We start from the raw sequence: 26,999 nt of genomic DNA on the forward strand, positions 1-26,999 counted from the left end.
ACGCAGCCTGCGTCGGGGCGCCGAACGGCGATTGTGATGGGCTGGCGGAACTAGCTCAGCGGGACGCCTCGACCATCTGCTCCATCAGTTTGAGCGGGTCCTTCTCCGGCTCGGGCTGGGCCAGGGAGTCGGCGGCTACCCGGGCCTGGGGGGATCCCGCGGTGTCCAGGGCGGCGGTGTAGCCGGTGAGCGGGAGCGTCAGGGACGAGTGCTTCGGGTCCAGGGTCAGCGTCGCGCCGGTGAACGGCGTCGACGGGTTGTCGGACTCGACCGTCAGGACGAGGCCGAGCCGGTGGCCGGCCTTGAAGACGATGTCGTCCGCGTTCAGCTCGAAGCTCAGGTCGTACCACTTGTTCGACTGCAGGTACTCCTTGCGGTTGAGCGTCTTGTAGTGGCCGACGTCCGCGAGGGTGCGGATGACGACCGCGGTGTCCGAGACGCGGGTGTTGATCTGCGTCTGGGCGTAGCAGCCCTTGTCGAGCTCGTTGCCGTCACCCCAGCAGACACTGGTGTTCGGGACGTTGCTGACGTTGGCGTAGCGGGTGTCGGTGCCGTAGTCGACGATCCGGGCCTTGATCCCGGACGCGACCTTGTTCGACTTCAACCGGACCGAGACCTTGCCGGTGCCGCTGATCCGGACGGCCTTCTCCAGCTCGTCGCTGAGGAAGACGGCGCGGTCGGCCCGCGTCGCGGTCGGGTCCAGGACGACGGAGTCCTGGGACGGCTGCGCCGTACCGGTGAAGCTGACCGGGTCGCTGGACGCGGCCGCGATCGACAGGCCGCCGGCCTTGGCGCCCTTGGCCTTGCTCAGGTTCAGCTTGGTCTGCTTGACGCCGGCGGCCGGCCAGCGGGCCTCGGTCGTGTAGCTGCCGTCCTCACGCATGATCGTGGCCTGCGGCTGCTTCATGACGTTGTTCTTCAGGCCCTGCAGCCAGTAGTCGAACCACGGGTGCAGCTGGTCGACGTAGGCGTCGCGGAAGCTGAAGCCGTCCAGGTGCACGCCCTGGTGCAGGAAGATCTTCCGCGGCACGTTGCGCTTGGCGATCGCCTCCCACCACTCGCCGAAGTGCCGGGTCTTCACGTTCTCGTCGTCCAGGCCGTGGATCGCGAAGACGCTGGCCCGCACCTTGCTCGCGTCCAGGTTGTAGTTCCGCGGATCCCAGAACTTGCTGTAGCTACCGGTCGGGGTGTCGGAGTCCGCCTCGACCTCGGCGTTGTGCTCGACGCAGCGCGGTTCCTTGTCGTTGCTGACGTAGTCGTACAGGAACTCCATGTACGCGTCGTAGAACGGGACGCCGTGACCGCGGGTGTAGTCGTACCAGCTGGAGATCGCGGCGATCGGGACGATCGTCTCCAGGCCGCGGACGCCGGTCGAGGCGACCGAGTTGGCGATCGTGCCGTTCCACGACGTACCGATCATGCCGGCCTTACCGGTGGACCAGTCGGCCTTCGCCTTGCTGCCGTCCGGGTTGTAGCCGGGCACGCGGTTGTTCAGCCAGTCGATCACGGCCTTGGTGCCGAGCACCTCGTAGTCGCCGCCGACGTCGGTGCAGCCGGTCGAGCGGTGCGTCCCGGGCATGTCGACGAACGCGACGGCGTACCCGCGCGGGACGAAGTAGTTGTCCAGCCAGCTGCCGTAGATCTGCCGGACGCCCTTGTCGTCGAAGTAGTTCCGCGGGTCGCCCGCGTAGTACGGCGACGCCTGGATGATGACCGGGACGTCGATCCCGGCCGCCGCGGCCTCACCCGGCCGGATGATGTCCACGGTGATCTGGTCGGTGACGCCGTTCGCGTCGTTGTCCGTCTTCGGGACGTCGACCGCGATCCGCTCGCGAATCGCGTTGTCGTAGTCGTACGCCGCCACCGTCTTCGTCCCCTCGACGAACGGCTTCGCCGGCGGCCTGGCCGCGGTCTCGGCCGGGCGTGCGGTCGCGGTCAGCGCCGCCGCCGGCACCAGCGCGGCCGCGGCAAGCAGGATGGTCCCGGTCCGGAACCGACTTCTGCGCATGCGTGTCTCTCCCCTGTGAGCGGTTGGGTCGAAACCACGGCCCTCCCCTCGAAAGGGCCGTTGTCGTCCCCGCACCTTAAGCGGGGATGGCGATCGTTGTCAGCACGCTTCTCGTTCGGGTGATCACTTCTCGTGCACAGCACGGGTAATACTTCGCCTCAGACCACCAGGTGGAGTTTGACCGGGGCGACCCCGATCTCGAGGCGCTGCCCCCAGGTGATGGTCAGGGTGTCGGACTCCATCCCGTCGCCGAACACCACCAGATCGGACTCCGCGGTGAGCGTCAGCGTGTCCGGCGCCTTCAGTAGGCCCTCGGTCTGGTCGGTCCCGGTCGCCGGCGACGGCCAGGCCTCCCGCACGAACCAGCACAACACCGGATCGGTCGCCGTCGGCAACACCATCGGGCTGCGCCGCTCCTGCCAAGCTGACCGGCACCACCCCGTCGCGCCGGTCCCCGTGCCCACCAGAACCCCGGACGACGACTGCCGCTCCGGTAAGCCGTCAGGCGAGTGCAGCCGGTACCGCGCCGACTGGTGCGTCCGGTCCCCGACGTACACCTCGTTCAGCGCGATCAACTGCTGCCCGTCGTCCGCCGTGGCCACCACCATCGTCCGCTCGGTCACCTCCCGCGTCGCCAGCAGTCGCCCGATCTCCCCGGGCGCATGTGGCACCAGTACCCCCGGATTCCGCTCCGGCTCCGGGTTGATCCCCACCACCGGCTGCCCATCCAAGTACTTGGCCACATTCGCCACCAACCCGTCCTGCCCGACCGCCACCACCACGTCCTCCGGCCCGAACCCGAACCGATCCAGATCCCCCCGCTCCACCACAGCCCGCCGCCAGTCCAACGGCACCGCCCCCAAAACCCCCGCCAACGCCTCCTGCTGAGCCAGGTGCCGCCCGTCCAGCTCCCCCAGATCCCGCCCCCGCCCCTTCAAGAAGAACCCCGCCTGCTGCCGAGTCCCATGCCGCGCCACCAACTCACTCAACTCAGTAGCCCGATGCACCAAAACCACCCGCGGCGGCAAACTCACCCCACACCTCCACCCTGAGCAGTCGAGGCTGCCCCGTGACGGCCCCGCCCGTTCGGCTGCTTGTTCATGACGAGTGGTCGGTGAGTTTGGCGAGGAGGGGGGTGAGGAGGTCGGGGGTGAGGTTGAGGGTGCCGATGTCGGGGAGGGCGCCTTCTTTGATGGCGAGGGCGAGGATGGTGGACTGGGGGAGGTCGGCGTAGGCGTCGAGCATCGCCTGCTGGGCTGCGGCTTCGGCGGCGCCGAGGGCGCGTTTGGCGTCGGCTTCGGATTCGGCGAGGGCGCGCTGGCGGGCAGCGGCGGCCTGGGTCTCGATCTGGCCGGCGGCCGCGGCTTCGGTGGCGCGGGTGCGTTCGTTCTGGCCGCGCTGGTTGACGAGTTGCTCTTCGCGGCGGGCGAGCTCGATCTGGTTCTGGAGCTCGTTCTCGGCGATCGAGCGCTCCCGCTCGACCGCCATCGCGCGGCGTTCGTACGTCGCCTTGTCCGCGGCCTGCTGGACCATCTCCCGGGTGGGAGTCTGCAGCGCCTTCTCGACGTCCCGCTCGGCCCGGACGGCGACCACCCGGACATCCTCGACGCCGATCCCGAGCCCGGTCAGCCGCTGGTCCTCGCGCAGTCCGGCGCCGACCGCGCGCCGGAGCTCGGTCATCCCCTCGGAGAGCGCCTCGGTCAGGCTCATCCGCGCCAGCAGATCGAGCGCGGTCTGCTGGGCCAGCTCGGTCAGCAGACCGCCGAGCTGCTCCAGCGGGGTCGCCCGCCACTGGCCGGTGTCGGGGTCGATCCCGAAGTCCAGCCGGGTCGCGGCCAGCGCCGGGTCGACCACGCGGTAGGTGACTGTCGCCTGGACCGCGACGTCCTGGAAGTCCTGCGTCCGCCCGTGGAACAGCAGCGGCTGCTCGCGGTCGTCGATCGGGATCTCGCTCAGCGAGGAGTTCAGCGCGCGGAACCAGAACGCCTGCCCGGCGCCGTCGTGCGCGACCCGCCCGTTGCGCAGGTGCCGGACGTGCGTGGTCGGGTTGGCCCGCAGGTGGCTGATGAAGCGGAAGCGGGTGATGTCTGCCATCGTCGTACTCCTTGTCGTCACTTTGACGATAAGGCCTGAGGTGACTTTTCGTCAAGGTGACGATTAGAGTGGGGTGATGGACTTCCAGCCCCTCGGCCTGGCCACCGACCTGGTCATCCTGACCGTCCGCGACGGCGCCCTGCAGGTGTTGCTGATCCGCCGCGGGATCGCGCCGTACCAGGGCCGCTGGGCGCTGCCGGGCGGGTTCGTCCGCCCAGCCGAGGATCTCGAGGCGACCGCCCGCCGCGAGCTCACCGAAGAGACCGGCCTGGACGCCACCGGCATCCACCTCGAACAGGTCGCGACGTACGGCGCTCCCGACCGCGACCCCCGCGGCCGCGTCGTCAGCGTCGCCTACCTGGCCCTCGTCCCCGACCTCCCGGCCCCCGTCGCCGGCACGGACGCCGAATCGGCCCGCTGGGTCGCCGCCCCCGACCTGCTGGCCGACCCGGCCCGCCTGGCCTTCGACCACCACCGCATCCTCACCGACGCCGTCGAACGCGCCCGCGCCAAACTCGAGTACTCCCCGCTGGCCGCCGCCTTCTGTCCCCCCGAGTTCACGATCTCCGAACTCCGCACCATCTACGAAGCCGTCTGGGGCGCCCCCCTCGACCCCCGCAACTTCCACCGCAAGGTCACCAAGACCCCCGGCTTCGTCGAGCCCTCCGGCGCCACCACCACCCGCGACGGCGGCCGCCCCGCCCAACTCTTCCGCCGCGGCGCCGCCACCACCCTCCACCCACCCATGACCCGAGGTTGACTTCGAGCGAACTTGAGGTGCTTGAGTTCCTCGGGTGAACCTGGATGGACTGCGGGTATTGGTGACTGGAGCCGGGCGAGACACCGGGCGGTTGTTGGCGACGGCGTTCGGGGCGCGGGGTGCGCAGGTGTTGGCTACCGCACGGACGCTGGCGGCGGCAGAGCAGACGGCGGAGCTGGTTCGGGCTGCCGGCGGGTCAGCCGCAGCTGCCGTGCTGGATCTGTCGGACCCGGAATCCGTTGCTGGGTTGGCAGTTGAGCGCCTCGACGTACTGGTGAACAGCGGGGCGCAGTACCTGGGTGAGACCGCGGAGCCGGCGGAGATCGCGGATGCGATCGCAGGCGCCGCAACGGGGACGGTGTTGTTGACCGAGCGCCTGCTGCCACTGCTACGGACGTCGGGCCGCGGCGACATCGTCAACCTGATCTCGGCCGCAGGTGAGGTCGGCCAGCATCGGTCGAGTGCGCATGCGGCGTTCTACGCGGCCAAACACGCCCAGGCCGGGTACGCCGAGATCCTGTCCGAGCGCCTCCGGCCGGACGGCGTCCGCGTCATCTCGCTCTTTCCACCGGACTTCGTCCAGGAGGGTCCGCGGGAGACCGGTGCGGAGCTGACTGCGCAGTCCGTCGTCGACTGTGTGTTGTTTGCGGTTGGCCAGCCGCGGGACTGCTTTATCCGGGCGTTCCACTTCGAGCAGCTAGCTGCTCGGCGGTGATCAGGTTGGTGTGGGTGCCGAGGGAGCCGCAGGCCCAGGCGCCGGCGATGGCTCCGGCGCGGGCGGCGTCGTGCCAGCTGACGCCGTCCAGCCAGCGGGCGAGGAAGGCGGCGACGTAGGCGTCTCCGGCGCCGTTGGTGTCGACGACTGGGCGGTCCGGGAGCTGGACGGCGGGGATGTGTTGTGGCGGCTCGCCAGGGAGGTGTAGGTAGCTGCCGTCCGCACCGGCCAGGACGACGACCAGCTGTGCGCGGCCGTGGCCGAAGATCCAACTGACCGCGTCGTCCGGTAGGGCGCTTGCGGAGACGAAGACGATGTCGGCCGCGGTCGCGAAGTCGCGGTGGTAGTCGTTGCGGCCGTCCCAGTCGTGCAGGTCGGTGGAGATCGAGCAGCCGGTCGCGAGTGCGTCGGGGAGTGCGTGGCGGGCGAAGTCCATGATCGAGACGTGCACGTGCCGGGCGTGCGCGAGGCCCGGCCGCCACAGGTCGGGGTGGACGCGCAGACCGCTCGGATGCCGGCCGTCGTAGTACGACATCCGTTGGCCGTCCGGAGTGACCAGGTTGACCGATCGGCGCGTCCCGCTGGGATGGAGGACGACGTTCAGCGGCAGCTGGAGCTCTTCGTACAGGCGTCGTACCTGATAGCCCTCGGCGTCGTCGCCGAGCACATCGACCAGACCGGCCCGTAGCCCGAGCAGATCACACCCCAACGTCACTCCGTGCCCGGTGTGCCCCACATAGACCTCTATCGGCTCCACCGGCACGGTCTCCCGCGTCCAACCCGCCTCCGGTACCCGCACCACCGTGTCAACCCCAGCACCACCCACCACCAACACATCCACCCCACCCGTAATACCCGACTTTCGTCACCCACAACAGGCATCTCTCGCCAGATGTGCGGAACCCTCACCTCAGGTGACAGTCGACGCATGCTCACACGACGCGGCGTACTGACCGCAGCCCTCGCCCTCCCCGTCTCGCAGGCCTTTGGCACACCGGCCCTCGCCACTCCCGGCAAGCGTCCGCCGGTCCAGCTGCGGTTTCCGCGGCCGACCGGCCCGTACGCCGTCGGTACGACCGAAATGCACCTCGTCGACCACAGCCGGCGCGACCCATGGGTAGGCGGAGTCCGAGAGTTGATGGTGAGCGTCTGGTACCCAGCCCGGCCCGTAGGTGAGCGGGCGGCCTACCTGCCGCCGCTGACCGCCGAGGCATACGGACGCGACGCAGCAGGGGCCCTGCAGCAGCCGGTCGGAACGGTCGATTGGGCCGGAGCTCGGAGTCATGGACGGCTGGCCGCACCGGTCCGGACGGGCCGGTATCCGGTAGTGCTCTTCTCACATGGCTTCGGCGTACCGCGCGGGCTGGCTTCGGTAGTAGTGACCGAGCTGGCCAGCCGTGGGTACGTCGTCGTGACGGTGGACCACACCTACGAGGTCGGCGTGGTGGAGTTCCCCGGCGGCCGCCTGGCGGTCCAGACCCTGCCAGAGGACGGCTACGCGCGGACGGCGATGGCCACCCGAGTGGACGACGTACGGTTCGTCCTGGACGCGCTGACCCGGCTGCAGCACGGTGTGAACCCGGACGCGGCGAACAGGCGACTCCCGCGCGGCCTCGGCGCCATCCTCGACCTCAAGCGAATCGGCGCGTTCGGACACTCCGCCGGCGGCATTACCGCAGCCGAAGTCATGCACGTCGACCGCCGCGTCCGCGCCGGCGTCAACCTCGACGGCACCCTCGGCTACGGGTACGCCGACCCCGCCCAATCACCCACCGTCGCCGCCGGCACCGACCGCCCGTTCCTCCTCTGGGGAACCGGCAAGACCGGCCCGAACGGCGGCCCGCAGTCCCACCGCACCGACCCGTCCTGGCGAATGTTCTGGGAACGCTCGACCGGCTGGCAACGCGACCTCAACCTGCCCAACGGCGCCCACTACAGCTTCATCGACCACCAAGTGCTGATCCCCTGGTTCCAGCGCTTCTTCACCGTCCCGCCCGCACTCGTCGCCAACACGATCAGCACCGCCAACCCCAACCACGTCCTCCAAGCCCTGAACACCTACCTCCCCGCCTTCTTCGACCAGCACCTCCGCGGGCTCCAGCGCCCCGCCATCTGGCGGCACCCACTCCCCGAGACCCGCTTCATCCCCTGATCGGTCTGCCGGGAGCCGATCAACCGACCGGCTCCCGGCATCCGAGCTACTTCAGCAAGAACGCGTCCACGATGGTCTGGTCGACCGTGTTGCCGTCGGCGTCGTTCGCCGTGGCCCGCAACGAGACCGACTTAGCGCCGGCCGGATGCTTGATCAGGACGACGGTCTTGCCGCCGGCCGTGTGCAGCTTCGCCGGCGTCCACGTCGTCCCGCCGTCATGCGATACCGACAGCGTCCGAACGGTCGCCTTGCCGCCGGCGTTGTGCTCGACGCTGATCGGCACCACCGTCGGCACGTTGGCCTTTGCCTTGGCCGGCGGCGCAAACCGAACCGCCATCAGCGGCAACGGCGCCTGCTCGTCACCCGGAACGGTGTCGGAACGGAACGTCCAGTCGACGACGATCTTCGAGCTCAACGGATGTTCCCGCGTCGCCTCGGTGTGCAGCCGGTACATCCCCGGCCCCGCCGGCACCGGGCTCGTCGGCAGGTGACCGCCGTGTTCACTTGTCGCCAACTCCTTCCCGTCCTTCGACAGCACCGTCTGCCCGGTGTCTTGGGCGCTGCCGGAACCACCGGCCCGCTGATCGGTGAACATGCCGATGCTGACATGCAGGAGATCACCGCGGCGGCCTGCCACCAGCGCCTGGACCTCGGACGGGAACGCCGGGCCGAAGGTCGGCAGATTCCAGCGCTCGGTCACTGTCGGCCCCAGCCGGTAGATCCGCGGATCGTGGGTGACCTGCGAACCGATCGGCTTCGCTTCCAGGGTCTCGGCTTCGTCGAAGTACGGGCTCCAGGCGACACCTGGCGTGTAGTACTCCTCGAGCGTGAACGGGAGCTTACGAGCCACGGTGTACCAGCGGATGCCGTAAGTGCCGGGCTTGGTCCCGAAATGCTCGGAACGCACCCGGGCCAGGGAACGGTCCCGCACCCGCTCCAGCAGCTTGGCCGGAATCTTGCCGGTGTGCGTTCGCCGCAGGTTGTAGAGGTACGGCGTCTCCTCCGGCGCGGCCAGGACCTGCTCGATCCGGTAGGTGAAGTCGCCGGGGACAGTGGTTGCCGTGCGGCCCGGGGCGAGTCCGATACCGTCGAAGGTGGAACTGATCCAGAAGCTGCTCACCGACCCCCGGGGCGTCTGTCGAATCGAACCGCGAATGGCGAGCTGCGACACCGCGTCCGGCTTGTCGACCTGATACCCGATCGGTACCCCGGACCTGACGTCGAAGGTGAACTCGGCCGGTCCGTCGACCTGCAGGTTCGGTTCGTGGAACTCTGTGACCCGCGAGCGATCGTCCACCCCGGCTACCGCCTCGAGGTACTGCGCGCCCTTCGGTACCCGCACGGTCGCCCGCGGGCCCGACTCGGGATCGGGATGCGCCACCGTCGGCTGTTCCATGCTGACGAGCTGGAACCAGTTGTTCGGTGTCGGCTTGCCGTCGAAACCGATGAAGTTGAGGGTGACGTCGTAGCTCTCCACCTCACGCGTCACCGCGACCGGCGTCCGCAGATTGCCTGCGAGGACGACGCCGCCGTACAGCCCGTCGGCTCCCGGGACCGCGGTGTTGGTGGTGAAGGTCGCCGACGCCGAGCCGCCCGCCGGAACGGTCAGCGAAGCCGGTGACACCAAGAACATACCCGCCGGCGCGGGCTTTCCGTCCGGCCCTCGAACATCTGTGGACAACGCCAGCGTCACCGGCGCCGAACCGGTGTTCGTGTAGGTGATCACCCGATCGATCGGCTTGTCGTCGTCGTGCGGCCACTGCACCAGCCCGTTGTTGATACTCGCGACCGAGGCCCGCACCGGCGTCCGAACAGCGGCAGCGACGTCGACCCGGCCGGCGCCCTGGTCGAACACGCTCGACGTCGAGTCGGCCTTCGCCGTACCCATCAGCGCGGCCTTCAACTCATCGGCCTGCCACTCCGGGTGCTGCTGCGCCAGGATCGCCGCCGCACCGGCCGTATGCGGAGCAGCCATCGAGGTCCCGGACAGCTGGAGGTGATGCTCGCCGACGTTCGGCGCCTCGCCGCCGAGGAAGCTGTCCTTCGCCTTGGCCGCGACGATGTCGACCCCAGGCGCCGTCAGATCCGGCTTGATCGCATTGTCACGCGAGCGCGGACCGCGACTCGACCATTCGGCCAGCTTGTCGTCCCGGTCGACCGCGCCGACTGTCAGGGCGGCATCGGCGGCTGCCGGGCTACTCACCTCGCGGCCGTCGTTGCCCGACGACACCACGAACAACGCGCCGGTCTCCCGGGTGAGCCGATTGAGGGCCTGAGACATCGCATCGGTGCCGTCGCTGGGGAAGGAGCCACCCAGGCTCATGTTCACGACATCCGCGCCGGACGCCGTCGCCCACTCCATCCCCGCGATGATGCCGGACTCCCAGCCTTCGCCGTCATCGTTGAGAACCTTGCCGTTCAGCAGTTGCGCATCCGGAGCCACGCCGCGGTACCGGTCGTGGTCGCCGGTCACGATCGACGCGACGTGCGTCCCGTGGCCGAACTTGTCGGCAGTGCCGCTCTCGCTCTCGGTGAAGTCCTGGGCGGCGACGACGGCGTCGTCCAGATCGGGGTGGGCGGTGTCGATCCCGGTGTCCAGGACCGCGACCTTCGTGCCCTTACCGGTCAGCCCGGTCTTCCAGGCCTCCGGCGCGCCGATCTGCGGGACGCTCTTGTCCAGCGACGCGCGCACCGGCCCGTCCAGCCTGATCCATTGCTTGCCTTTGGCCCGTAACGCGGGCTGGGCGGCGGTCCAGTACGCCGTCGACTTCGGCACCCGGACAGCGGTTCCCCCGATACTCGCCAAGCTCCGCTGGTGGGTCGTCCCGGACCGCAGGCTCACGGGACCACTCACCACCAACGGGATGTCCGACCGCGAACGATCGCCGTACCCGTGTTTCAGCAGTTGCGTGATGTTGAACAGCCGGTCATCCAGCTCACCGGACCGGACCGCGGCCTCGGCGTCCACCGGCATCACGGTGATATCGCCGCCGACCTCCTTGCGCTGCACGAACCGGATCTTCTCCCGGCCTTTCGCCCGGGTGATCTTCGCCGGCTCGTCACCCTGCAGACTGACCCGGTCGCCGGTGATCAGCGTGATCTCGCCGCTCGCCTTCGGCGCGTCCGGCGCCGCCGGTGTCGAAGGCTCGCTCGCGACCGCCGTACTGCCGCTCCCGAGGAGGCTGCTCCCGGTGACCATCAGCACCAGTGCAGCCGCCAAGGGACGACTTCTTCTCTTCCTCATATCTTCCTCCGCGGAGATCTCTCGAACAGGAGATATGAGGTGATTGCCCGGACCTGGCCGGGCCGTTCATCCGCGGCGGCGGGTTTCGGCGGACGTCGAAAAGCCTTCTGTCAGCGACCGATCGGGGCGCCCGTCTTTTCCTGCAACTCCTCGAACGTGACCCCGTCGGCGAGCTCGACCAGCTGGAGCCCGTCGTCGGTGACGTCGAGGACGGCGAGGTCGGTGATGATCCGGTTGACGACGCCGCGGCCGGTGTAGGGCAGGTCGCACTCGGTCAGGATCTTGTGCGACCCGTCCTTCGCGACGTGCTCCATCAGTACGATCACCTGTTTCGCGCCGTGCACCAGGTCCATCGCGCCGCCCATCCCCTTCACCATCTTGCCGGGGATCATCCAGTTCGCCAGGTCGCCGGACGCCGACACCTGCATGGCGCCCAGGATCGCCGCGTCGATGGCGCCGCCGCGGATCATCCCGAAGGACAGTGACGAGTCGAAGAAGCTTGCCCCCGGCAACGTTGTGACGGTTTCCTTGCCGGCGTTGATCAGATCCGGGTCCTCGTCGCCGTCGGCCGGGTACGGGCCGACGCCGAGGATGCCGTTCTCGGACTGCAGGACGACGGTGACGCCGTCCGGGATGTAGTTCGGGACCAGGGTCGGCAGGCCGATCCCGAGGTTCACGTACGAGCCGTCCTCGAGTTCGGCCGCGGCCCGGGCCGCCATCTGCTCACGGGTCAACGGCATCGTCAGGCCTCCTTCTTCTGGACCGTGCGCTTCTCGATCCGCTTCTCAATATCCTTGCCAACGGCAACCACGCGCTGGACGTAGACGCCGGGCAGGTGGATCGAGTCCGGATCCAGCTCACCGGGCTGGACGAGCTCCTCGACCTGCGCGATCGTGATCCGGCCGGCCATCGCGGCCAGCGGGTTGAAGTTCCGGGCGCTGCGGTCGAAGACCAGGTTCCCGTGGGTGTCGCCGCGCAGCGCGTGGACGAGCCCGAAGTCGGTGGTGATGGACTCCTCCAGGACGTACGTCGTCCCGTTCAGCTCGCGGGTCTCCTTCGGGGCCGAGGCCTTGGCCACCGAGCCGTCGGTGTTGTACTTCTGCGGCAGGCCGCCGTCCGCGACCTGGGTGCCGACGCCGGCGAGGGTGAAGAACGCCGCGATCCCGCAGCCGCCGGCCCGCAGCTTCTCGGCCAGCGTGCCCTGCGGGGTCAGCTCGACCTCGAGCTCACCGGACAGGAACTGCCGGGCGAACTCCTTGTTCTCCCCGACGTACGACGAGGTCATCTTCGCGATCCGCTTGTCCGCGAGCAGGATGCCCAGGCCCCAGTCGTCGACGCCGCAGTTGTTCGACACCACGCTGAGCCCGCTCACCCCCTTGGCGTGCAGCGCGCTGATCAGCTGCATCGGGTTTCCGCACAGGCCGAACCCGCCGACCGCGAGGCTCGCTCCGTCCTCGATGTCCGCGACCGCCGCTTGCGGCGATTCGTACGTCTTGTCCATGGCGTCGACTCTAACGACCGGTCCACTATTCGGGACAGACCCGCGATCTGTGGGCACGGCCACAGGCTCAGGCGGTTGCCTCCGCGGCGTTCAGGACGCCGAGCTCGTGCAATGCCTCGTAGTGCGCGTCCTCCAGCTCCGGCAGCTCCAGTACGGCGGCCAGATGCGCCCGTGCGGTTTGTGCGTGCCCGCAGCAGCGCGCTGCGCGGGCCAAACCGATCCGAGCGGCCGCAGCGGTCTCCGGAAGGTCCGCACGCTCGCCCAGGGCCAGCGCCATCGCGTAGTCCTGCCGGGCGGCGTCCAGATTGCCCTGGGCCCGGTAGAGGTCACCACGGCGACACAGCAGGACGCCGGTCTCCTCGTCGAGCCCGAGTTGGTCCGCCAGGGCGAGCGCCTCGGTCGTCAGCTCCAGCGGAGCGTCGGTGGTCTGCTGCAGCGCGTTCAGCGCCAGGAACGTGCCCCAGGCGTCCCCCAGCATCCGGAACCGGCCCAACGCCGTCCGCAGCGCCTGCGCGGCCTCCTCGGGCTCTGCGCGGGTCAGCCCGGGGTAGCCGCGGCACAGCTCGACAGCGGCCCGCATCCAGGCGTCACCGGCCTCGTTGCGCTTCAGGACGTCCTCAACGACGTCCACCGGTTCGAACGGGCCGAACACCAGACACCACAGCAGCACGGTCGCCGAGTACCGGAAGGGTCCGTCGGTGACGTCGACGATCTGCTGCGCCAGCTCGATCTGCTCCTGCTCGGCCGAGGCCGCGCCGTGCAGCACGGCGAGCAGGTACTCCTCGTCCAGCCCGACCGGGACCGTCCGCCCCAGCATGCTGAGGACGCGCTCGGCCGCCGCGGCCGCCTCGTCCTCCAGGCCACGCGACCACCAGTACGCCGAGTAGCGGGCGACCAAGCGGAGTGCCGTTCTCAGATCGGTCTCGCAGGCGCGTTCGACCGCGCTGACGACTCCGCCCCCGAACTCCACGTACTTCATTGTCACCTCGGCACCCAAATCCCGGGTACGCGGGGTCAGAAGCGCAGAACACCCCACTGCTTCGGGACGTGCATGTCGAGGACGTACTGCGGCGACCAGACCCAGAACTCGCTCTCCGCGCCCTTCACGTAGCCGCCGTCGTCGGCGATCTCGTGCGGCCACTGACAGCGCATCAGGTTCATCCGCCACTCGTCACCCGGGCTCGGCGGAGTGGCGCGGCCGCGGTTGTACGCCGCCAGATCGGCCCAGGGGATCGCCACCTCGGTCGACCAGCCGGTGTCGGTGTCGGACGGGTCGTTCAGCGTGCCGTCGACGTGGATCGCCGTCCGCAGGCCGGGCAGGTTGGTCGGGTCGATCGGGACGCCGCCGTCGGAGTACGGCTTCGGCAGCGTCAGCTCCCAGATCGTGCCGAGCGGGTTGATCTCGAACTCGTAGTAGTTCAGGCCGTCGCCGTCCGGGTCGAGGAACAGCTCGAAGTTGTTCTCGAAGTACAGCCGGCTGTTGTGCTCGGTCATCGTCGACCAGACATGCGGCTCCTCGAGCAGGCCGCCGAGGTACAGGTACTCGTCGTCGTACATCAGCTTGACGCGGGTCCGGTACCGCGGCGCCGGGCCGGCGCCGGTGATCTGGACGAAGTCCGTGCTCCAGGGCGCGACCGCCCACGCGGGATCGGTCAGTGTGCCGTCGAGGCTCGGGGCGGTCGGCGTCCGCGGGCAGTCGTAGACGGGCAGATCAGGCATCAGCGCGCTCCAGGAGTCGGGCGACGAGATTGGCGAGCAGGAAGGTGATCGCGGTCAGCACCGGGACGACGGCCAGCGTCCACACCGACGACAGGCTGCCGGTCAGGAAGGCGAGCACGACGGCGAGCATGAACGCGACCCCGAGGAACGCCACCAGCCGCGGATGCGGCATCGCGAGCCGCCGCAACGCGACCGCGCCGGCGACCATCGTCGCCACCACGATCACCAGCAGCAGCGGCAACCCGAGCGCCCCGCAGTTCGTCGTGTCCCGGAACCGCTCGCACCCGCGCTCACTCACCCACACCAGCCCGATGGTGGCGAACCCGCACAGCAAGCCCACCACCGCCAGAATCAGCACCGGCGGCAGCGGTGGCTCAGCCTCCGACTCACCCATAACGGCACAGTATCGGGGAAACAAGAAGGGCGGCGACCGGAGTCACCGCCCTGCATGTTGGTCGGGCTGACAGGATTTGAACCTGCGACCTCTTCGTCCCGAACGAAGCGCGCTACCAAGCTGCGCCACAGCCCGAATTCGCCGTTAGCTTACATGCGCCCGGCCCTACCGCGAAATCGGGTTTACCCGCGGGACCAGGGTGAGCAATGTCGCCTCGGGGCGGCAGGCGAACCGGACCGGCGCGTACGGCGAGGTGCCGAGGCCGGCGGAGACGTGGAGGGCGGCCTGGCGGCCTTCGGCGCCCCAGGTGGTGAGGCCCTTGACGCGGGAGGCGTCGAGGTCGCAGTTGGTCACCAGAGCGCCGTAGAACGGGACGGCGAGCTGGCCGCCGTGGGTGTGGCCGGCCAGCACCAAGGGGTAGCCGTCGGCAACGAACGCGTTCAGGACGCGCTGGTACGGCGCGTGGGTCACACCGATCGAGAGGTCGGCGGACGGATCCACCTCGCCGGCGATCTCGGCGTACCGGTCGCGTTTGATGTGCGGGTCGTCGGTGCCGGCGAAGTCGAGGCGCAGGCCGTTCAGCTTGAGCGACGCCTTGGCGTTGTTCAGGTCGGCCCAGCCGGCGTCGGTGAAGGCGCGGCGCATGTTCTCGAACGGGAGATCCGGGCCGTGCGGCTTGTGCCGCTGTTTGTGCGCGGGCAGCAGGTACTTGGCCGGGTTCTTGAAATGCGGCTTCCAGTAGTCGTTGGAGCCGAACACGAACACGCCGGGCAGGTCGAGCAGATCGCCGAAGGCGCGCAGCAGCGGGGGAACGGAGTCCTCGTGGGAGAGGTTGTCACCGGTGTTGACGACCAGATCGGGCTCCAGCGCGATCAGGTCGTTGACCCAGCCGATCTTCTTCTCCTGGGTCGGCATCAGGTGCAGATCGGACAGATGCAGCACCTTCAGCGGCGCGGACCCCTCGGGCAGCACCGGGACCGTCACCCTGCGCAGTGTGAACCAGCGCACCTCGACCACCGCCGCGTACGCGACACAGGCCGCCCCCACGGCGCCGACGGCAGCCGTGGCCTTCAGGGTGGTGGTGGCAATCCTGCGCAAACTCATTGCTCCAGCCTGCCACAATCTCACGTATGTCCAACTCCGGAATGAAACAACGCCTGCACGACGACATGACCGCCGCCCTCAAGGCGCGCGACGACGTCCGCAAGTCCACCCTGCGGATGGCGCTCACCGCCGTCACCAAGGCCGAGGTCGCCGGTAAGGAGGCCCGCGAGCTGTCCGACGCCGAGATCCTCGACGTCCTCGGCTCCGAGGCCAAGAAGCGCCGCGAGTCCGTCATCGCCTACCGCGAAGCCGGCCGCGCCGAACTCGCCGACAAGGAGCAGGCCGAGGCCGACGTCCTCGCCGAATACCTGCCCACCCAGCTCACCGACGCCGAGATCGCCGCCCTGGTCACCGAAACCATCGCCGCCACCGGCGCCGCCGACCTCGGCCCCCGCGGCATCGGCAAAGTCATGGGCGCCCTCCAACCCAAAGTCAAAGGCAAAGCCGACGGCGGCGCCGTCTCCGCCGAAGTAAAACGCCAACTCGGCGCCTGAAAGCCGCCGGGCCCCGGTCAACCGGACGGGGCCCGGTGGCTTCTGCACGAAGCTGCAATGTGAGCGGAAGCCGTTGCCCGGCTTGCGATGCCGTCGGTAAAATCTGTTCGACGAACTGCATTCACCGATCCGCCCAATCGCTCGCATGAACGTCGCCGCCTTCGCCGTCTCCGGTTCTCGGTCGACGCGATTTCCTGTGCATTCCAGGAATTCTCCGCGCCGTGACGTTTGCTGCTGCATTTGAATGGAGACGCACCTGTGGGGGAACTACCCGGCGACGACCTGTCCAGGCGAAATCTGCTCCGATTGTTCGGCGCAACTGCCGGTGCCACCGGGGTAGCGGCGCTGGTCCCAGAAATTGCCGCTGCACAACCAGTGGCACCCCCACCACCGGCGCCGCCGATGGGCGCGCTGGCCGACTCGGCTGCAGCAACGCCAACAGCGGCCGCGCCGCTGGCACAACTGCAGGGAGACCAGCGGGTCTTCCAGGCCAACTTTTCCGGGCGCGGGCTGCTCGCGCCTCAGGTCGACCAATGGGTGCTGAACGCGCAGCAGTGGGTGAACCGCGCGTACAACGGGCGCCCTGGGTTCGTTCCGGCACCCGAGACCGGCCGGACCGGCTGGCCGACGATGTTCGCCCTGACCCGCGCACTGCAGTTGGAGCTCGGTCTGTCCGGCAGTCAACTTTCGGACACCTTCGGGCCGACGACGATGTCATTGCTCACCAGCAAGTTCGGCGAGATCAAGCCGGGCGCGACCGGTAACGTCGTCCGGATCCTGCAGAGCGGCTTGTACTGCAAGGGATATCCGGGCGAGGCGATCAGCGGCACCTACGGCGCGGCCACCGGGGATGCCGTGGCTCAGATGCGATCGAACATGGGGTTCACCGACGGCCGTCGTACGCTGGCGCCGAAGGAGTTCAAGGCGCTGCTGACCATGGATGCCTACGTGGTCGTGGAGAACGGGTCCGCCCTGGTGCGCTCGGTCCAGCAGTGGATGAACCGCAAGTACGTCGATCAGTCGTGGTTCTTCATCATCCCGACCGACGGACATTCGTCCCGTGACGTGGCCAAGGCGCTGATTTACGCCTTGCAGATCGAGCTCGGCGTCAGTGGGCCCAACGGTACCTATGGGCCAGGCACCAGGGCGGCGGTCAAGGCGCGAACTCCGCTGAGTGTCGGCGCGTCCGATTCCGGTACGGCGTCGTACGTGCGGCTCTTCCAGGCGGGGATGATCTTCAACAAACAAGACCTCGTCTTCGACGGCGTCTACTCACAAGCGGTCGCCGACCAGGTCCGCAGCTTTCAACTGTTCGTCGGCCTGCCGCTGACCGCGAAGGGCGACTATCAGACCTGGTCGTCACTCTTGGTCAGCAATGGCGATCCGGAGCGCCGCGGCGACGCCTGCGACTGCGTCACCGAAGTCACCGCCGCCCGCGCGGCGGCTCTCCACCAAGCGGGCTACCGCGTTGTGGGCCGCTACCTCTCGAACGTCCCCGGCAGCACCCTCGACAAGAAGATCAAGCCCGGGGAGCTGTCCCGGATCTTCGCCGCGGGCCTCCGGGCCTTTCCGATCTACCAGACGTACGGCGGCGCTGCCTCCTACTTCAACGAGCCGCAAGGGGCGCGAGACGCCAGCCTGGCACTCGAGGCAGCCAGTGACTACGGTTTCGAACGCGGCACCACGATCTACTTTGCCGTCGATTTCGACGCCCTAGGCAATGATATTTCTGACAACATCATCCCGCACTTCCGCGGGATCAACCGCGCTATGGACCGCTACGGCAATCCTTACCGGATCGGCGTCTACGGTCCCCGAAACGTCTGTAGCCGGCTCTTTGCGCAGGACCTGACCACCACAAGTTTCGTCTCCGACATGTCGACAGGCTTCAGTGGAAATCTCGGCTTCCCGATGCCGGTCAACTGGGCCTTCGATCAGATCTCCACCATCACTGTCGGCACCGGAACCGGCGCGATCCAGATCGACAACAACATCTACTCAGGCCGCGATTTCGGCCAAACCAGAGTCGTTACTCGCGCCAAACTCGACACCTACTTCAACCCAGCCCACCGCCCGGCCATGGACGAGCGCTTCACTGCGTACAAGGACCAGGTCGAGTCCAACACCTCGAACCTGGTCCACTCGATCGGCGAGACTCTCGACATGATCGTGGCCTACGACGAGCAGATCACCAACCTCAGCCGCTCGTACGGCGTCCGCAAGGCCTTGGTCCAGTCGGAGATCTACTGGGAGTACTGGAAGCGTGACATCACCGACCCGGCCGTCGACGCGCTGGTGAAGTCCTGGTACATCTACAAGCACCAGTACGAAGCCTGGCAGGAGGTACCGGTCGGTCCGCCGCCGACTCCGCCGATCGTCGTGCGCGAGGACTGCAGCACTGGGATCGCGCAGATCTTTGCCGCAACCGCGATCCGCGCCCGGAACTGGGCCGTGCTGCGCAATCTGATCCCCGGCGGACTGCAGAACGGCGACGACTGGCATGTCGTCGAAAGCGTCTGGAACTCGCTCCATGACGACGGCACCTACAACGTCGGCACTGTCCCGCTGGTGCTCTTCGAGGGAGCGAACGACGTAGGAGTCACCGGTTTGCGACTCGACTACACCGAAGCCGAGCTCAAGAAGATCTTCGCGCGCTACAACGGCACGGGTCCGGGTGCGGAGTTGCACGGCCGCGAGGTCTTCGGTGTGTATCAGATCTTTGAGTCCTTCAACGCGAGCATGCGCTAGATCGGTTGTAGTGTTGAACATCCGATGTGACGCAGGAAGTGAGTGGGGAATGACCGGTCCGGCCATCGATTCCGCGCCGACGCAGTCCAACCGGCGGCGGCTCCCGGTTGTCGCCGCCGGCTACGCGACGCTGGCCGTGACCGGCCTCCTCCTCGGTTACCCGGCAATGTTCGGGGAGTTGGCGGCTCGTCAGTTGGTCGGCCAGGCTCTGAGCGCCCCCTGGGCTCCGTTCGGGGACGACCCAGAGGGAAAGACCGGGCTGAGCATCCTCGTCGTGGTTGTCTTGGGGCTCCCGCTGCTACTAGGCGCCCTTTTCGTCGCTCGCGCCGTCCGTCGTCGGCTCTCTCCCGGACGCCGCACAACCATCATTCACACTGCGGTGTCCATCGTGCTTCTGCTGATCCCGATTCTCTGCGTCCGCGCCGCGCTCAACCACTGATCAGCTCAGTCACGCTCTGATCGGAATGCCCTGCGGCATTCCTGTCTGTTGTCCTGCCCACTATTCGTGAGGATCTGAGATGAGATTTCTAAGGTTTTTCCTGTGTGCTGTTGTGACGGCCGCCGGAGTGTTCGCGCTCGGGGTGCCTAGCGCTTATGCAGTCGGCTGCTACGGCGAAACTTGTAACAACAAGGGGCCGGTTGCGATGGGGTGCACTCGGGATCAGCGATTGATCACCGCTCCCGGACAATCGGTACAGGTGCGGTTCTCGCCGGCCTGCAATGCGGCCTGGGCATGGTCGGACTCACCGCCGAACTTTTGGGCGATCTTTGTCGAGATCGAGCGTGCGCGGAGCGACAAGATCGTCAAGGCGAGGCTCGCCATCGAGTTTGATACAGATGAAACTATCGAATGGACCAACATGCTCGGTGGCCAATGGCATTTTCGGGCGGTATGGAACGATCGTCAGCCAGGTGGAGAAGACACCTATACCGAATGGGTCTACCGCTGATTGATGGCGCTTTGACTGCGTGACGAAGGGCCTCGTCCGGGTGTGTGACGAGGCCCTTCGTGTTCAGCAGTTGGGGTACTTCGGGTTCCAGGGCTGGCAGGTGTTGGTCGGCCCGCCGTTGCCGTTGCCATTACCCGGTGGGCGGGTGCTGTTCGGCGGCTGGTTCTCGTCGCCGTCCTGGTCGTTGTCGCCGTTGTTGTTACCGCGGCTGCCGTTGGAGACGTAGATGGTGACGAGTGAGCCCTCGGGAGCGCCGTCGCGGCGCCGGGGGTCGGTGTAGGCGACGGTGCCGGCGGCCTCGTCCGAGTTGACCGGAGTCGGGTCGATCGCGGCCTCGAAGCCGTTCTGCCGGAGCTTGTTGGCGGCGTCCTCGGGGTTCATCCCGTTGATGTACGGAAGCTCCTTGGTGTCGCCGCGCCGGGTCTTGTCGGTCGGAGCGGTGAACTTGGTGGTCGGCTTGCCCTTGAGTGCGCCGCGCATCGCGGTCTCCCAGAGCGGACCGGCGGTCTTCGAGCCGGAAGCGTCGTTGATACCGCGGCCGTCCAGCGTTTGGCCTGCCAGCGTTTCGTACGGCGGGGAGGCGTCGGCGACGACGGCCGAGGCGGCCAGGCTGCTCGAGTAGCCGGAGTACCAAACGGCCTTGGCCTTCTGGATCGTTCCGGTCTTACCGGCGAGGTCGCTGTTGCCGAACTTCAGGGCCGAACCGGTACCGCCCGACTCCATCACCTGGTGCAGGACCTCGTTGACGCCGTCCGCGACCTCGGGGGCCAGGACCTGCTTGCAGCTCTGGCCCGGGATCTTCACGGCCTTGCCGTTGGCGTCGCGGACCGAGGTCACGACCCACGGGTTGCAGAACTTGCCGCGCGCGGCGAAGGCGGCGTACGCCGAGGTCAGCTGCAGCGGGGTCATGTAGTCGATGCCCAGTGTCATCGAGGGGACCTGCTCCAGCGGATCGCCGGTCTGCGCGTTGTTCAGCCCGAGGCTCGCGCCCAGCTTGGCGATCGAGCACAGGCCGACCTGCTGGGAGAGCAGCAGGAAGTAGGTGTTGGTCGACTTCTGCGCGGCCTGGACCATCGTCGGCACCGGCACGTTCTTCGTCGAGTTGCTCGGTGTGTACTTGGGGGCCGACGTCGTCCCGTCGCAAGTGCTGAACTTCTTGCCGCTCAGGTTGATGGTGTCCGGCGACGCGATCTTGTGGTTGATCGAGAAGCCCTTCTGGATCGCGGCGGCGACCGTGAAGGCCTTCATCGTCGAACCGATCTGGAACCCGCCGAACCCGCCGGCGTACGTCTTCTCGACGTTGTAGTTGTACGCCGTCTCGTTCTTCTTCGCGCCGTACGGCTTGCTCTGCGCCATCGCCTTCACCAGGCCGGTGCCGGGCTCGACGATGCTGATCGCGGCGATCGCCTCGTCGGTGGGCCGGGAGTGCTGGTTGATCGAGGCCTGCGCCGCGGCCTGGATCTTCGGGTCCAGCGAGGTCCGGATGGTCAGGCCGGCGGTCTTGAGGAAGTCGGAGCGTTCCTTCTCGTTCTTGCCGAAGGCCGGGTTGTCCTTGAGCTGGGCGACGACGTACTCGCAGTAGAAGGGGTACGGCGAGTTGGCGCAGCCGACCTTCGTCTTGCGGACGATGTTCAGGTTGACGACCGGCGTCTTCAGCGCGGCGTTGGCCTGGTTGAGCGAGACGACCTTGAGCTCGAGCATCCGGCGGATGACGACGTCGCGGCGGTCCTTGGCCTTCTTCATGTTGTTGGTCGGGTCGTAGGCGGTCGGGCTCTTCACCAGCCCGGCCAGCATCGCGGCCTGGGCCAGCGTGAGGTTCTTCGCGTCGACCCGGAAGTAGTGCTGCGCGGCGGCCTGGATCCCCCAGGCGCCGTCGCCGAAGTTGGCCAGGTTCAGGTACTTCTCGAGGATCTCGTTCTTGCTGAACTGCTTCTCGGCGGCGATCGCGTAGCGCAGCTCGGCGATCTTGCGCTGCGGGGTGGACGCCGTCGCGGCCTGCACCTCGGCGACCGAGGTCGCCTTCTCGATCAGGCTCATCTTGATGTACTGCTGGGTGATACTCGAGCCGCCCTGCTGGACCGAGCCCTCGGCCTGGTTCACGGCCAGGGCGCGCAGGGTGCCCTTCAGGTCGAGTGCGCCGTGCTCGTAGAAGCGGTCGTCCTCGATCGCGACGATCGCCTTCTGCATGATCGGCGCGATCTGGCTCAGCGACACCGGCGTCCGGTACTTCTCGGCCAGCGTGGCGATCACGGAGCCGTCGGCGGCCCGGATCGTGCTCTTCGCCTTGACCGTGACCTCGTCGAACTTCTGCGGCAGGCTCTCGATCGACTTGTAGGTCTGCTCGGTGGTGAAGCCCGCGAGCCCCGCCAGCGGCATCGCCAGACCAGCTGCCAGCGCGCCCGACAGCACACTCACTCCGAGGAACAGAATCACCGACTGGACGACTCCCCGGTCGCCCTTCTCCCTGACGCGCATGGTTATAGAGACTACGGGACGCCGTTTCCGGATTACCGCTCCGAGTGTGAATTGCGTCACGGTCGCTGGACAAGAATCATCCAAAAGGACGAGGGCCCGAGCACGCGCTCGGGCCCTCGCCGTACTGCTCGGTCAGGCAGCGTACTGACGGGCGTCCAGCTGGGCCGGTTCGAGGGCCAGCTCCAGCACCTCGCGGACGTCGCTCACCGGGTGCACGGTCAGCTCCGCGAGCACGGACTCCGGGACGTCGTCCAGGTCCGGCTCGTTCCGCTTCGGGATCAGGATCGTGGTCAGCCCGGCCCGGTGCGCGGCGAGCAGCTTCTGCTTCACGCCGCCGATCGGGAGCACCCGGCCGGTCAGCGACACCTCGCCGGTCATCGCGACCTCCGAGCGGACCGGTCGCCCGGACAGCAGCGACGCGAGCGCCGTCGTCATCGTCACACCGGCCGAAGGTCCGTCCTTCGGGACGGCGCCGGCCGGCACGTGGATGTGGGTGTTCCGCTCGGCCAGATCGCCGACCGGGAGCCCCAGCTCCGCGCCGTGCGAGCGCAGGTACGACAGGGCGATCTGCGCCGACTCCTTCATCACGTCACCCAGCTGCCCGGTCAACGTGACTCCGGTCGGGCCGGTCTCCTTGTCGGCCAGCGATGCCTCGATGAAGAGGACGTCGCCGCCCGCGCCGGTCACCGCGAGCCCGGTCGCCACGCCGGGCAGCGCCGTCCGCTCCGCCGACTCCGGCGTGAACTTGGGTGAGCCCAGGTAGCCCTTGAGGTCGCTGTCGCTGATCGTCAGCTTGCCGGCCTCTTCGCCGAGCGCAATGCGAGACGTCACCTTGCGCAGCACCCGAGCGATCCCGCGCTCGAGCTGCCGGACGCCGGCCTCCCGGGTGTACTCCCCGGCCAGCAGCCGCAGTGCCGAGTCCTCGACCGTCACCTCGTCCGCCGTCAGGCCCGCCCGCTCCAGCTGGCGCGGAAGCAGGTGGTCACGGGCGATGGTGACCTTCTCCTCCTCGGTGTACCCGTCGAGCTGCACCAGCTCCATCCGGTCCAGCAGCGGGCCCGGGATCGAGTCCAGTACGTTCGCCGTGGCCAGGAAGACCACGTCGGACAGGTCCAGCTCGACCTCCAGGTAGTGGTCCCGGAAGGTGTGGTTCTGCGCGGGGTCCAGGACCTCGAGCAGTGCGGCCGTCGGGTCGCCCCGGTAGTCCGCGCCGACCTTGTCGATCTCGTCGAGCAGGACGACGGGGTTCATCGAGCCGGCCTCGCTGATCGCCCGGACGATCCGGCCCGGCAGCGCGCCGACGTACGTCCGGCGGTGCCCGCGGATCTCGGCCTCGTCCCGGACGCCGCCCAGCGCGACCCGGACGAACTTGCGGCCCATGGCCCGCGCGACGGATTCACCCAGCGAGGTCTTACCCACACCAGGCGGACCGACCAGCGCGAGGACGGCGCCGCTTCGGCGTCCGCCGACGACACCCAGGCCGCGGTCGGCCCGACGGCGTCGGACGGCCAGGTACTCGGTGATGCGCTCCTTGACGTCGTCCAGACCGGCGTGGTCGGCGTCCAGGACGGCGCGCGCTTCGCGCAGGTCGTAGCTGTCCTCGCTGCGCTCGTTCCACGGCACTTCGAGGACGGTGTCGAGCCACGTCCGGATCCAGCCGACCTCGGGCGACTGCTCCGCCGTCCGCTCCAGCTTGTCGACCTCGGCCAGCGCGGCCTTCTTGACGTGTTCGGGCAGGTCGGCGGCCTCGACGCGGGCGCGGTAGTCCTCTTCCTCGGACTCCGCCTTCCCGTCCAGCTCGGCCAGCTCCTTGCGGATGGCCGCCATCTGCTGGCGCAGCAGGAACTCGCGCTGCTGCTTCTCCATCCCCTCCTGGACGTCCTTCTGGATCGTCTCGGAGACCTCGAGCTCGGCCAGGTGGTCCTTGACCCAGCCGATCAGCTTCTCCAGCCGCTCGGAGACGTTCGCGTTCTCCAGCAGCTCCGACTTCTGCTCGTTGCTGAGGTACGACGCGTATCCGCCCAGGTCGGACAGCTCACCGGGGTCGGTGACCTGCTTGACCGAGTCGATCACCTGCCAGGCGCCGCGGCGCTCCAGCACGGACGTCGTCAGGGACTTGTACTCGCGGGCCAGCTCGGCCGACCGCGCGTCGGTGATCTCGTGCAGGCGGGTCGCGCCGACCCACAGTGCGGCACCCGGACCGGTGGTCCCGGCGCCGATCAGGACCCGCGCGGTTCCGCGGATCACGGCCGCCTGGGCGCCGCCCGGCAGCCGGCCGATCTGCTCGATCTCACCGAGCGTCCCGGCCTTTGCATATTTCCCGTCCAGCCGCGGTACCAGCAGCACCTGGTCGGCACCCGAGGCCTGCGCGGCATCGATGGCCGCTCGCGCCTCGCTGTCGGCGAGGCGGACCGGCACGACCATACCCGGCAGGACGACGATGTCGTCCAACGGCAGAACCGGAAGATTCAACGTATCGGTCACGCTGTCACACCCTTATCCAAAGATTGAGTCTGACTGGCTCAACCAGGGGTGTGACCAGGTCATTCCCGGCGTTCGCTGAGGGTGAAACTCACGCTGTGAGTAGCTCGCCGATCCGGCGTAGACCGGAAATGTCGTGGACGTCGTCCGCCAGCGCGGGGACCTCGACGGTCGGGATCGAGCGGTGGCCGCGTTTGAACCGGTCGGCGCGTTTCCGGTCCGCGACGACCTGCTGCATCTTGTCCGCGTGCAGCCGGAGCAGGGCGGCGGTCAGCGGGGACTTGTCCGCCTCCTCCAGCTTCTCCGCGGCGGCGAGCGACCGCTCGGCGGACAGATCCGGCGCCTGGGTGGTCGTCACGCGGTTGAGGACGACGCCGGCCAGCGGCATGTTCTCCGCGCGCAACCGCTCGGTGAAGTACGACGCCTCCCGCAGCGCGTCGTTCTGCGGGGCGGCCACCACGAGGAACGCCGTGTGCGGCTCCCGCAGCAGCGCGACCGTCTTCTCGGCCCGCTGCCGGAACCCGCCGAACAGCGTGTCGAACGCCGCGACGAACGTCTGCACATCGGTCAGCACCTGCGCGCCGAGCACCTTGTTCAGCACCGACATCGCCATGTTCACCGCCGTCGACATCAGCCGGAACGGCCCCTTCGCCGGTGCCAGCAGCAACCGCAGGAACCGCCCCTCCAGCAACGACGCCAACCGCTCCGGCGCGTCCAGGAAGTCCAGCGCCGAGCGCGACGGCGGCGTGTCCACGACGATCAGGTCCCAGTCGCCCGAAGCCTCGGCCTGCTTGTGCAGCTGCCCCAGCTTCTCCATCGCCATGTACTCCTGTGTCCCCGCGAACGACGACGACAGCGCCACATAGAACGGATTCGCCAGGATCTGCTCCGCCTTCTCCGGCGTCGCATGCGCCAGCACGACCTCGTCGAAGGTCCGCTTCATGTCCAGCATCATCGCGTCCAGCCGACCGTCCCCACCCACCCCCGCCACCGCCCGCGGCGTGTTGTCCAGCTCCGTCAGCCCCAGCGACTGCGCCAACCGCCGAGCCGGATCGATCGTCAACACCACGACCTTCCGCCCCCGCTCAGCAGCCCTCAACCCCAACGCCGCCGCCGTCGTGGTCTTCCCCACCCCACCCGACCCACAAGTCACCACGATCCGAGTCCCCGGATCATCGATCAACCCATCCAAATCCAGCCCGTTCATGCGGTGAACTCCTCGGCGAGGTCCAGTAGGGCGCCGTGGTCGATACCTTCGGGCTGGAGGGCGAGTTCGGTGACGTGTTTGCCCAGGGCATCTATTCGGTCGCGGTTCTCGCGTTCGAGGCCGACGCGGACGGCGTGGTCGCGGGCTTCGGTGGCGAGGGTGGCGACCATGTCCTTGCCGTAGGGGACGCCGGCGGCGCGGAGGCCCTTCGTGAGTTCGGCGGCGGGGAGTTTCTCCTTCACGGCAAGGGCGATGGCGTCGTCGTCCAGCGGACTGTGCCGGACCATGTTGACGACGACGGAGCCGATCCGCAGGTCGAGGGCTTCGAGTTGCTCGACGGCGTCCAGGGTTTCCTGGACCGGCATCTCCTCGAGCAGCGTGACGAGGTGCACCCGGGTCACGTCCGAGCGGAGCATGCCCATGATCGCGTCCGCCTGGTTGCGGACCGGGCCGACCTTGGCCAGATCCGCGACTTCGTGGTTCACGTTCAGGAACGGGCCGATCCGGCCGGTCGGCGGTGCGTCCACGACGACGGCGTCGTACGCGAGTTTGCCGTGCGCCTTGCGCCGGGTCGCCTCGTAGACCTTGCCGGTGAGCAGGACGTCGCGCAGCCCGGGCGCGATCGTGGTGACGAAGTCGATCGCGCCGACCTTGTCGAGCGCCTTCCCGGCCCGGCCCAGGTGGTAGTACATGTCGAGGTACTCCAGCAGCGCGGCCTCGGCGTCCACGGCCAGCGCGAACACCTCACCGCCGCCGACCCCGGTCGCGATCTTGCGCTCGACGTACGGCAGCGGGGGTGAGTCGAAGAGCTGGGCGATCCCCTGCCGCCCCTCGACCTCGACGAGCAGTACCCGCTTGCCCGGCCCGGCCAGCGCGAGCGCCATGGCCGCGGCAACGGTCGTCTTCCCGGTGCCTCCCTTGCCGGTGACCACGTGGAGTCGCGCCATAGGACC

At 68.2% G+C, this 26,999-nt stretch carries 22 protein-coding genes and 1 tRNA gene; 7 read left to right on the forward strand and 16 right to left on the reverse strand.

Annotated elements, in window-relative coordinates; translation table 11 throughout:
• Nucleotides 1-55 precede the first annotated feature (55 nt).
• The 3 genes from ACZ6ZD_RS10605 to ACZ6ZD_RS10615 all read right to left on the reverse strand — a co-directional run bounded on the left by ACZ6ZD_RS10605 (nucleotide 56) and on the right by ACZ6ZD_RS10615 (nucleotide 4,102).
• Nucleotides 56-2,008: a CocE/NonD family hydrolase gene (locus tag ACZ6ZD_RS10605; protein ID WP_465670511.1), complete on the reverse strand. Its 1,953-nt coding sequence runs from the start codon at nucleotides 2,006-2,008 to the stop codon at nucleotides 56-58.
• A 158-nt stretch (nucleotides 2,009-2,166) separates the two neighbouring features.
• Nucleotides 2,167-2,985 (reverse strand): NAD(+)/NADH kinase, encoded by an 819-nt coding sequence (locus ACZ6ZD_RS10610; RefSeq protein WP_465670513.1) that lies wholly within the window; start codon nucleotides 2,983-2,985, stop codon nucleotides 2,167-2,169.
• Nucleotides 2,986-3,106: 121 nt separating this feature from the next.
• Nucleotides 3,107-4,102, reverse strand: coding sequence for an SPFH domain-containing protein (locus ACZ6ZD_RS10615; protein WP_465670515.1), 996 nt, complete (start codon nucleotides 4,100-4,102; stop codon nucleotides 3,107-3,109).
• Nucleotides 4,103-4,178: 76 nt separating this feature from the next.
• Here ACZ6ZD_RS10615 and ACZ6ZD_RS10620 point away from each other — a divergent pair, with 76 nt between their 5' ends.
• Complete coding sequence (locus ACZ6ZD_RS10620; protein WP_465670517.1) at nucleotides 4,179-4,862, forward strand: NUDIX hydrolase; 684 nt, start codon at nucleotides 4,179-4,181, stop codon at nucleotides 4,860-4,862.
• A gap of 34 nt (nucleotides 4,863-4,896) precedes the next feature.
• A complete protein-coding gene (locus ACZ6ZD_RS10625; protein ID WP_465670519.1) occupies nucleotides 4,897-5,577 on the forward strand; it encodes an SDR family NAD(P)-dependent oxidoreductase in 681 nt (226 codons plus the stop codon).
• On the opposite strand, the gene ACZ6ZD_RS10630 is transcribed toward ACZ6ZD_RS10625, so the two are convergent.
• A complete protein-coding gene (locus tag ACZ6ZD_RS10630) occupies nucleotides 5,534-6,379 on the reverse strand; it encodes a carbohydrate kinase family protein (protein WP_465670521.1) in 846 nt (281 codons plus the stop codon). The two genes, ACZ6ZD_RS10625 and ACZ6ZD_RS10630, sit on opposite strands and share 44 nt — an antisense overlap.
• A gap of 126 nt (nucleotides 6,380-6,505) precedes the next feature.
• Between ACZ6ZD_RS10630 and ACZ6ZD_RS10635 the strand changes: the two genes are divergently transcribed.
• Entirely contained in the window at nucleotides 6,506-7,729 is a 1,224-nt protein-coding gene (locus tag ACZ6ZD_RS10635) for an alpha/beta hydrolase family protein (protein WP_465670523.1), read from the forward strand.
• A 46-nt stretch (nucleotides 7,730-7,775) separates the two neighbouring features.
• On the opposite strand, the gene ACZ6ZD_RS10640 is transcribed toward ACZ6ZD_RS10635, so the two are convergent.
• The 8 genes from ACZ6ZD_RS10640 to ACZ6ZD_RS10675 form a co-directional block, all read right to left on the reverse strand.
• Nucleotides 7,776-10,949 carry a S8 family serine peptidase gene (locus tag ACZ6ZD_RS10640; RefSeq protein ID WP_465670525.1) on the reverse strand — a complete coding sequence of 1,058 codons (3,174 nt, stop codon included), beginning with the start codon at nucleotides 10,947-10,949 and terminating at the stop codon, nucleotides 7,776-7,778.
• Between the two features lie 134 nt (nucleotides 10,950-11,083).
• Nucleotides 11,084-11,713, reverse strand: coding sequence for a CoA transferase subunit B (locus ACZ6ZD_RS10645; RefSeq protein ID WP_465670527.1), 630 nt, complete (start codon nucleotides 11,711-11,713; stop codon nucleotides 11,084-11,086).
• A gap of 2 nt (nucleotides 11,714-11,715) precedes the next feature.
• Nucleotides 11,716-12,474 carry a CoA transferase subunit A gene (locus tag ACZ6ZD_RS10650; RefSeq protein ID WP_465670529.1) on the reverse strand — a complete coding sequence of 253 codons (759 nt, stop codon included), beginning with the start codon at nucleotides 12,472-12,474 and terminating at the stop codon, nucleotides 11,716-11,718.
• A 67-nt stretch (nucleotides 12,475-12,541) separates the two neighbouring features.
• Nucleotides 12,542-13,453, reverse strand: coding sequence for a hypothetical protein (locus ACZ6ZD_RS10655; protein ID WP_465670531.1), 912 nt, complete (start codon nucleotides 13,451-13,453; stop codon nucleotides 12,542-12,544).
• Between the two features lie 35 nt (nucleotides 13,454-13,488).
• Nucleotides 13,489-14,193, reverse strand: a complete 705-nt coding sequence (locus ACZ6ZD_RS10660) for a carbohydrate-binding family 9-like protein (RefSeq protein WP_465670533.1) — start codon at nucleotides 14,191-14,193, stop codon at nucleotides 13,489-13,491.
• Nucleotides 14,186-14,587 carry a hypothetical protein gene (locus ACZ6ZD_RS10665; protein WP_465670535.1) on the reverse strand — a complete coding sequence of 134 codons (402 nt, stop codon included), beginning with the start codon at nucleotides 14,585-14,587 and terminating at the stop codon, nucleotides 14,186-14,188. The genes ACZ6ZD_RS10660 and ACZ6ZD_RS10665 overlap by 8 nt, the downstream gene beginning before the upstream one ends.
• Nucleotides 14,588-14,645: 58 nt before the next feature.
• Nucleotides 14,646-14,722: transfer RNA gene (locus ACZ6ZD_RS10670), tRNA-Pro, on the reverse strand.
• A gap of 30 nt (nucleotides 14,723-14,752) precedes the next feature.
• Nucleotides 14,753-15,685, reverse strand: coding sequence for a metallophosphoesterase (locus ACZ6ZD_RS10675; protein ID WP_465672670.1), 933 nt, complete (start codon nucleotides 15,683-15,685; stop codon nucleotides 14,753-14,755).
• A 32-nt stretch (nucleotides 15,686-15,717) separates the two neighbouring features.
• On the opposite strand from ACZ6ZD_RS10675, the gene ACZ6ZD_RS10680 reads away from it, so the two are divergent.
• From ACZ6ZD_RS10680 to ACZ6ZD_RS10695, 4 genes are all read left to right on the forward strand, one after another.
• Nucleotides 15,718-16,185 carry a GatB/YqeY domain-containing protein gene (locus ACZ6ZD_RS10680; protein WP_465670537.1) on the forward strand — a complete coding sequence of 156 codons (468 nt, stop codon included), beginning with the start codon at nucleotides 15,718-15,720 and terminating at the stop codon, nucleotides 16,183-16,185.
• A 375-nt stretch (nucleotides 16,186-16,560) separates the two neighbouring features.
• Nucleotides 16,561-18,933 (forward strand): glycoside hydrolase domain-containing protein, encoded by a 2,373-nt coding sequence (locus ACZ6ZD_RS10685; RefSeq protein WP_465670539.1) that lies wholly within the window; start codon nucleotides 16,561-16,563, stop codon nucleotides 18,931-18,933.
• Between the two features lie 49 nt (nucleotides 18,934-18,982).
• Nucleotides 18,983-19,372, forward strand: a complete 390-nt coding sequence (locus ACZ6ZD_RS10690; protein WP_465670541.1) for a hypothetical protein — start codon at nucleotides 18,983-18,985, stop codon at nucleotides 19,370-19,372.
• Nucleotides 19,373-19,451: 79 nt separating this feature from the next.
• Nucleotides 19,452-19,883, forward strand: a complete 432-nt coding sequence (locus tag ACZ6ZD_RS10695; RefSeq protein ID WP_465670543.1) for a hypothetical protein — start codon at nucleotides 19,452-19,454, stop codon at nucleotides 19,881-19,883.
• A 63-nt stretch (nucleotides 19,884-19,946) separates the two neighbouring features.
• Here the strand turns inward: ACZ6ZD_RS10695 and ACZ6ZD_RS10700 are convergent, their stop codons facing one another.
• The 4 genes from ACZ6ZD_RS10700 to bagA form a co-directional block, all read right to left on the reverse strand.
• Complete coding sequence (locus ACZ6ZD_RS10700) at nucleotides 19,947-22,358, reverse strand: penicillin-binding protein (RefSeq protein WP_465670545.1); 2,412 nt, start codon at nucleotides 22,356-22,358, stop codon at nucleotides 19,947-19,949.
• 132 nt (nucleotides 22,359-22,490) lie between these two features.
• Entirely contained in the window at nucleotides 22,491-24,842 is a 2,352-nt protein-coding gene (lon, locus tag ACZ6ZD_RS10705; RefSeq protein ID WP_465670547.1) for an endopeptidase La, read from the reverse strand.
• Nucleotides 24,843-24,930: 88 nt separating this feature from the next.
• Nucleotides 24,931-26,046, reverse strand: coding sequence for an ATPase BagB (gene bagB, locus ACZ6ZD_RS10710; protein WP_465670549.1), 1,116 nt, complete (start codon nucleotides 26,044-26,046; stop codon nucleotides 24,931-24,933).
• Nucleotides 26,043-26,993 carry an ATPase BagA gene (gene bagA / locus ACZ6ZD_RS10715; protein ID WP_465670551.1) on the reverse strand — a complete coding sequence of 317 codons (951 nt, stop codon included), beginning with the start codon at nucleotides 26,991-26,993 and terminating at the stop codon, nucleotides 26,043-26,045. The genes bagB and bagA overlap by 4 nt, the downstream gene beginning before the upstream one ends.
• Between the last annotated feature and the right edge of the window lie 6 nt (nucleotides 26,994-26,999).

Source organism: Kribbella sp. NPDC104218 (genome assembly GCF_055584105.1).